Source organism: Shewanella sp. AC91-MNA-CIBAN-0169 (assembly GCF_040310165.1).
Lineage (GTDB): Bacteria > Pseudomonadota > Gammaproteobacteria > Enterobacterales > Shewanellaceae > Shewanella.
In genome coordinates, this window is record NZ_JBEOPM010000004.1 from 249,403 (window position 1) to 256,693 (window position 7,291).

The following is a 7,291-nucleotide window of genomic DNA, read 5'->3' on the forward strand; positions in this document are numbered from 1 at the left end:
GATCAGACAATGTTTGAGATCATGGATACACATTCAGACGAAGCGGTGATTAAAGTCATCGGCGTCGGTGGCGGCGGCGGAAACGCGGTCGAACATATGGTAAAACACAGCATCGAAGGTGTTGAATTTATCGTTACCAATACAGATGCACAAGCACTACGTAAATCAAGTGCTGGTTCAACTATTCAGCTTGGCCGCGACGTGACTAAAGGTCTCGGTGCGGGCGCAAACCCAGATGTGGGTCGTCAAGCCGCTGAAGAAGACCGCGAGAATATTCGTGCTGCAATTAAAGGGTCAGACATGATCTTTATCGCTGCCGGCATGGGTGGTGGTACCGGTACTGGTGCTGCTCCTGTTGTGGCAGAAATTGCCCGTGAAGAAGGTATTCTAACCGTTGCAGTTGTGACCAAGCCTTTTCCTTTTGAAGGTAAAAAGCGCATGGCCTATGCAGAACTTGGTATTGCCGAGTTAGCTAAACATGTGGATTCGTTAATTACGATCCCCAATGAAAAGCTATTAAAAGTATTGGGTCGTGGTACTTCATTGCTTGATGCTTTTGCTGCAGCTAACAATGTATTACTTGGTGCTGTTCAAGGTATTGCTGAGCTAATTACTCGTCCTGGTCTAATCAACGTCGATTTCGCCGATGTGAAAACTGTTATGTCCGAAATGGGTAATGCCATGATGGGTACCGGTGTTGCTCGTGGTGATGATCGCGCTGAAGAAGCTGCAGAAGCTGCGGTTGCGAGCCCATTACTTGAAGATATCGACTTAGCCGGTGCTCGCGGTGTGTTAGTCAACATTACTGCAGGTATGGATATTACTATCGAAGAGCTTGAAACCGTGGGTAACCACGTTAAAGCTTATGCATCAGACAATGCCACTGTTGTAGTCGGTGCTGTCATTGATCCTGAAATGAGCGATGAGTTACGTGTAACTGTTGTTGCTACAGGTATCGGCGCAGAGAAAAAGCCAGACATTCAATTAGTGTCTAAGCCTGTTGCTCGTCCAGAACCTGTTGTAATAGAGCCGCGTCCAGAACCTGTTGATGAAGTGATGACACAACAAAGTTACGCTGCGCCAAAAGGTAATGCTGTTCCGCAGCCTCAACCTGTACAGCGTACTGATGCTGACTATCTTGATATTCCGGCATTTTTGCGTAAGCAAGCTGATTAATACACGGATAAAACGTTATGTTTTTGCGTGATTAATGAGCGAAGTGTGCGAAAAAGGTTATTTTGCAAGCAGGTTTATACATTTACTCTGTGTTTGGCGTTTTTTTTGTGAAAAGCTAAATTTATGGTAGCATGTTGTACCAGTTATGCATGATAGCCTAAGGCTATTTTTGCAACTATTTGTTTAATATTGATATTTATGGGCGACTGAATGATTTTTCAAAGAACTGTTCAAAAAATGGTGAAGAGCACTGGGGTCGGATTACACTCCGGCAACAAAGTGACTCTATGCATTATGCCCGCACCAGTGAATACAGGGATTGTACTAAAACGTACCGATCTTAGCCCTGCTGTGTCTATCCCAGCCAAAGCTGATATGGTTCGTGAAACCACAATGTGTACCGCCCTTGTAAACGATGCTGGGATTAGAATATCAACCATTGAGCATTTGTTTGCGGCACTTGCCGGCTTAGGCATCGATAATGCAATTATCGAAGTCGATGCACCAGAAATCCCGATTATGGATGGCAGTGCAAGCCCATTTGTGTTCTTACTGCAAAGTGCAGGAATTAAAGAACAAGCTGCAGCTAAAAAATACCTAAAAATCATCAAACCTGTGCGTGTTGAAGATGGCGATAAATGGGCTGAGTTAAAACCTTTTAAAGGCTTTAGAGTTGATTTTAGAATTGACTTTGATCATCCAGAAATTGCTCGTAGTCAACAACACATGGTGATGGACTTTTCGACATCAGCGTTTGTGAAAGACATTAGTCGTGCCAGAACATTTGGTTTTATGCGAGATATTGAATACCTACGTGCGAATAATCTTGCACTAGGTGGCAGCATGGAAAATGCCGTTGTACTTGACGAATATCGTGTATTAAACCCTGATGGTCTGCGTTATGAAGACGAATTCGTTAAGCATAAAATCCTCGATGCATTTGGTGACTTATATGTTGCTGGTCATGCCATCGTCGGCGAATTTTCAGCTTATAAAACTGGTCATGCGTTAAACAACCAACTTGTGCGTGCATTACTTGCTCAGCAAGATGCGTGGGAGTTGGTAAGCTTTGATAAAGAGGCTGATGTGCCTGTCAGCTTCATGGTTCCAGGTGCGTTAGCGCACGTTTAATCAGTTAAGATTGCCTATTACGGCTGGCTAATGCAGCCAGCCGTTTTAGTTTTTCACCTAAAGAACCATCAACATGTGCAGCTAATGCTTCAATATGTTGTGCTGCAGTGGTGCTGATCACATTTTGATTAGGTTGAGATTGTGGTTTTGCTAAGGCAAGCCCAGGATTGACTTTCACCTCTATAGCGGTAAGCATCGGAAGTGTGTCAGTTTGAAGTTGTTTTAATAGCTTCTGCTTTTGAAAGTTTATTCTTGCAGCCCATGCTGCAGATGTCGTTTCAATAACAAGAACACCCTGGCGGATATTAGCAACTTTTAGCTGCTCTGCCACAGGACCATTTAACGTCTGTTTGACATATCGATTCAGATTATTAAGTAGTTCTGCTTTCTCGGCCAGTTCAGGCAGTCTCCCAGACAAATGAACTAAATTGCTGAGATCTTGAGGGGGCTTTTTCATATGATAATAAGATGGCTGAATTAGGCTATGAGTGTAACAGTTTTTATCCAAGGTCGAAATGGTGTAACGCGCTGGCAACCTAGTAAGCGTTGGTTACTCCTACCTATTATTCTGATGGCCACTGGCACAGGAATATATCAATATAGCACTGAGCGTTTTGCTAACCAACAAGCGAAAGTTGATGAAAATAAACAGCTTCGCCAACAGCAAAAGCAACAAGTGGTAGAACTCAAAACTGCAACAGAAACCCAGCTGGCAACTTTGGTTGCTCATGTGGCAAAAATGCAGGCCAAAATCACCCGACTTGAAGCCCTAGGGCAGCAAGTAGCGCAAAATAACCTCCTTGATGACCAATTTGATTTCTCTACAGAAGTTGGTATCGGCGGGTTAAGCGAAATCGGCAATGGTGTCGAATTAAGCCAGCTTATCGATGAAATGAATAAGTTGGCGTCTAGAATTGATAATAATAACGTTCAGCTATCACTACTTGAAACAGTAGCATCTAATCTCCATATAGATGAAGAGCGTTATATATCAGGGCGGCCAATCGATAAAGGTTGGTTATCTTCGCCCTATGGTTTACGAAATGACCCTTTTAGTGGCCGACGAACAATGCATAAAGGTATTGATTTTGCCGGCAAAGAAGGGGCAGATGTTACAACTACTGCTGCAGGCGTTGTAACATGGTCAGGAAGCATGCTTGGATATGGTGAGTTAGTCGAAATAGATCATGGTAATGGTCTTCGCACTCGCTATGGACATAATAAATCTCTGTCAGTAAACGTAGGTGACGTCGTTGCCAAAGGCGATAAAATTGCCAGTATGGGAAGCACAGGCCGTTCAACCGGCCCCCATGTGCATTACGAAGTGCTGCGTGGTAAACAACAAATAGATCCACAGAAATACGTTTACCGCAAAGCAAGTTAATAATATTAACGGTTAATGCGCTCAAATGAGCCAAACCTACAACAGATAAGTGATTAAGATGTTAGGCAAACTACTGACAAAAGTATTCGGAAGTCGCAACGACCGCACCCTGAAAAATCTTGGAAAAATTGTTATTCAAATTAATGCATTAGAAGCTGATTACGAAAAGCTTTCTGATGAAGAACTCAAAGCAAAAACGACAGAGTTCCGCACACGTTTAGAAAATGGCGAAACCTTAGATAACATCATGGCAGAAGCATTTGCTGTTGTACGTGAAGCATCAAAGCGTGTGTTCGACATGCGTCCGTTTGATGTTCAATTACTCGGCGGCATGGTTTTAGACAGCAATCGTATTGCTGAAATGCGAACCGGTGAAGGTAAAACTCTAACGGCAACTTTGCCAGCTTACCTTAACGGCATAACGGGCAAAGGTGTTCACATCATTACTGTGAACGATTACTTAGCTACACGAGATGCTGAGAATAACCGTCCATTATTTGAGTTTTTAGGTTTAAGTGTCGGAATTAACATTGCTGGCTTAGGTTCATTCGAAAAGAAAGAAGCCTACAACGCAGATATTACCTACGGTACTAATAATGAATTTGGTTTTGACTACCTTCGCGACAACATGGCGTTTTCTCCACAAGAGCGCGTTCAGCGACCATTGCACTATGCCCTTATTGATGAAGTCGATTCAATTCTAATTGATGAAGCCCGTACACCATTGATTATTTCTGGTGCGGCAGAAGACAGCTCTGAATTATACGCCAAAATTAATTTATTGATCCCAAGTCTCATCGCTCAAGACAAAGAAGACACCGAAGACTATGTTGGTGAAGGTGACTATAGTATTGACGAAAAGGGTAAACAGGTTCATTTAACTGAACGTGGTCAAGAAAAAGTTGAACAGCTATTAATTGAAAAAGGCATGTTAGCCGAAGGTGACTCGCTCTATTCTGCGACGAACATTTCGTTATTGCATCATGTTCATGCGGCACTTCGCGCACATACCTTGTTTGAAAAAGATATCGACTATATTGTACAAGACGATGAAGTTATTATTGTCGACGAACATACAGGCCGTACTATGCCTGGACGTCGATGGTCAGAAGGCTTGCATCAAGCTGTCGAAGCCAAAGAAGGCGCTAAAATCCAGAATGAAAACCAAACTCTGGCTTCTATCACTTTCCAAAATTATTTCAGACAGTATGAAAAGCTTGCCGGTATGACAGGTACAGCAGATACCGAAGCATTCGAATTTCAACATATCTATGGTTTAGATACCGTTGTTGTTCCTACAAATCGCCCAATGGTTCGTAAAGATATGGCCGACTTGGTCTATCTTACCGCGCCAGAAAAATATGCAGCGATTATTAAAGATATCGAAGGTTGTCGTGAACGTGGCCAACCAGTATTAGTGGGTACTGTCTCTATTGAACAATCAGAACTACTTAACTCATTATTGAAAAAAGCTAACATTCCGCATAGCGTGCTCAATGCTAAGTTCCATGAAAAAGAAGCAGAGATTGTTGCTCAAGCCGGTAGTTTAGGTGCTGTGACTATTGCAACTAACATGGCTGGCCGTGGTACCGATATCGTATTAGGCGGTAACTGGAACATGGAAATTGAAGCGCTAGATAATCCAACGGCAGAACAGAAAGCTAAGATTAAAGCTGACTGGAAAATACGTCATGATGAAGTGCTTGCTGCAGGTGGTTTGCACATCCTAGGTACAGAACGTCACGAATCTCGTCGTATCGATAATCAGTTACGCGGTCGTGCTGGTCGTCAAGGTGATGCGGGTTCTTCACGTTTTTACTTGTCGATGGAAGATAGCTTAATGCGTATCTTCGCTTCAGATCGAGTATCTGGCATGATGAAAAAGCTCGGTATGGAAGAGGGTGAGGCTATTGAGCATCCTTGGGTATCACGTGCTATTGAAAACGCTCAACGTAAAGTTGAAGCTCGTAACTTTGATATCCGTAAGCAATTGCTCGAATATGATGATGTCGCTAACGATCAACGTCAAGTTGTATATGCACAGCGTAACGAGCTAATGGATGCTGAAAGTATTCAAGACACTATCCAGAATATCGAACAAGATGTGATAAGTGGAATTGTCGATCAATATATTCCACCGCAATCACTTGAAGAACTTTGGGATGTACCGGGGCTTGAACAACGCCTTGGTAATGAGTTTGGCCTAAAGCTAACAATTCAAGAATGGTTAGATCAAGATGATAATCTGCATGAAGAAACGTTACGCGAACGGATTCTAACGTCATGGAGTGAATTATATAAAGCTAAAGAAGAGATGGTCGGTGCACAAGTATTACGTCAATTTGAAAAAGCGGTAATGCTGCAAACACTAGATGGACTCTGGAAAGAGCACTTAGCTGCCATGGATCACTTACGCCAAGGTATTCATTTACGCGGTTATGCACAGAAAAATCCAAAGCAAGAATATAAGCGTGAATCGTTTGAATTATTCCAACAATTGCTTGAAACACTGAAAAATGACGTGATAAGCGTACTGTCTAAAGTACAAGTTCAAGCGCAGTCAGATGTTGATGAAATGGAGCAGCGTCGCCGTGATGAAGATGCAAAGATTAAACTGGCTTATCAACACGCAGCAGCAGAAGCATTAAGTGATACAGCAGAGCAACAAATAGAAGCGCCTAAAACAGTCATCCGTGAAGGTGAGAAAATAGGCCGTAACGATCCGTGCCCATGTGGTTCAGGACAAAAGTACAAACAATGTCACGGTAAACTCAGTTAACTCTCTGTTCACTATTGATGTTAGATAAAAAAGGTAGCGATTATTCGCTACCTTTTTTGTTTCTGGGATAATAAAACTGACTGATAAATTCACCCTTTGTGGATAACTTTGGGGGTAAATAGTGGGTATCATGTAGTTAAGTGCTCAAATGAATAAAAGATCATAAAAAGATCATTTTTTTGCACAAAAGCGCTTGCACTAAATCTTAAGCTGCCTATAATGCGCATCCACTGACACGGCATACAGCGAAAGCGAAAACCAGTTAGCGTTATTAATAACTACTTAGTGGTGTTGGTAACAGGCGAAAAGAAGTTTGAAAAAACACTTGACGCAATAAAGGGAATGCGTAGAATACGCAGCCCAAGCCAACGACCTAGCGTCTGATGGCGATGTCTGAAAAATCGACATCAAGCTCTTTAACAATTTATCAAGTAATCTGTGTGGACATTCACAGGTATTGAGTTATTCGAAATTGTCTTCTGTTCTTCGGAATGTTGGCAATCAAAAAATTACAACTCAATGCAACGATGAGTGTTCATAGTAATATGTACAAACATTTAATTGATTCTTCCGAGTCTAATTAATGAAATCAGAATTCATTGAGCCGAAAGCGTCGTTCTTATTTATAAGAGTGGGGTTTTCAAAAGAACTTTAATTGAAGAGTTTGATCATGGCTCAGATTGAACGCTGGCGGCAGGCCTAACACATGCAAGTCGAGCGGTAACACAAAGGAGCTTGCTCCTGAGGTGACGAGCGGCGGACGGGTGAGTAATGCCTAGGGATCTGCCCAGTCGAGGGGGATAACAGTTGGAAACGACTGC

At 42.5% G+C, this 7,291-nt stretch carries 5 protein-coding genes and 1 rRNA gene; 5 read left to right on the plus strand and 1 reads right to left on the minus strand.

The window, feature by feature from the left end; genetic code table 11:
• Window positions 1–9: 9 nt before the first annotated feature.
• Both ftsZ and lpxC read left to right on the plus strand, forming a co-directional pair.
• Window positions 10–1,176 carry a cell division protein FtsZ gene (gene ftsZ, locus AAEY98_RS06390; RefSeq protein WP_101088498.1) on the plus strand — a complete coding sequence of 389 codons (1,167 nt, stop codon included), beginning with the start codon at window positions 10–12 and terminating at the stop codon, window positions 1,174–1,176.
• A 210-nt stretch (window positions 1,177–1,386) separates the two neighbouring features.
• A complete protein-coding gene (gene lpxC / locus AAEY98_RS06395; protein WP_011639209.1) occupies window positions 1,387–2,307 on the plus strand; it encodes a UDP-3-O-acyl-N-acetylglucosamine deacetylase in 921 nt (306 codons plus the stop codon).
• 4 nt (window positions 2,308–2,311) lie between these two features.
• Here lpxC and AAEY98_RS06400 read toward each other — a convergent pair whose 3' ends face one another.
• Window positions 2,312–2,764: a DUF721 domain-containing protein gene (locus AAEY98_RS06400; protein ID WP_101088497.1), complete on the minus strand. Its 453-nt coding sequence runs from the start codon at window positions 2,762–2,764 to the stop codon at window positions 2,312–2,314.
• Window positions 2,765–2,791: 27 nt separating this feature from the next.
• Between AAEY98_RS06400 and AAEY98_RS06405 the strand changes: the two genes are divergently transcribed.
• The 3 genes from AAEY98_RS06405 to AAEY98_RS06415 all read left to right on the plus strand — a co-directional run.
• Window positions 2,792–3,691 (plus strand): M23 family metallopeptidase, encoded by a 900-nt coding sequence (locus AAEY98_RS06405; protein WP_101088496.1) that lies wholly within the window; start codon window positions 2,792–2,794, stop codon window positions 3,689–3,691.
• A 58-nt stretch (window positions 3,692–3,749) separates the two neighbouring features.
• Window positions 3,750–6,470 (plus strand): preprotein translocase subunit SecA, encoded by a 2,721-nt coding sequence (secA, locus tag AAEY98_RS06410; RefSeq protein ID WP_162024087.1) that lies wholly within the window; start codon window positions 3,750–3,752, stop codon window positions 6,468–6,470.
• A 652-nt stretch (window positions 6,471–7,122) separates the two neighbouring features.
• Window positions 7,123–7,291 (plus strand): 16S ribosomal RNA (locus AAEY98_RS06415); the annotation flags it as partial.

Bases quoted from the DNA above. Each gene is read 5' to 3' on its own strand.
- ftsZ (WP_101088498.1), top strand. From the start codon at position 10: ATGTTTGAGATCATGGATACACATTCAGACGAAGCGGTGATTAAAGTC.
- lpxC (WP_011639209.1), top strand. From the start codon at position 1,387: ATGATTTTTCAAAGAACTGTTCAAAAAATGGTGAAGAGCACTGGGGTC.
- AAEY98_RS06400 (WP_101088497.1), bottom strand. From the start codon at position 2,764: ATGAAAAAGCCCCCTCAAGATCTCAGCAATTTAGTTCATTTGTCTGGG.
- AAEY98_RS06405 (WP_101088496.1), top strand. From the start codon at position 2,792: ATGAGTGTAACAGTTTTTATCCAAGGTCGAAATGGTGTAACGCGCTGG.
- secA (WP_162024087.1), top strand. From the start codon at position 3,750: ATGTTAGGCAAACTACTGACAAAAGTATTCGGAAGTCGCAACGACCGC.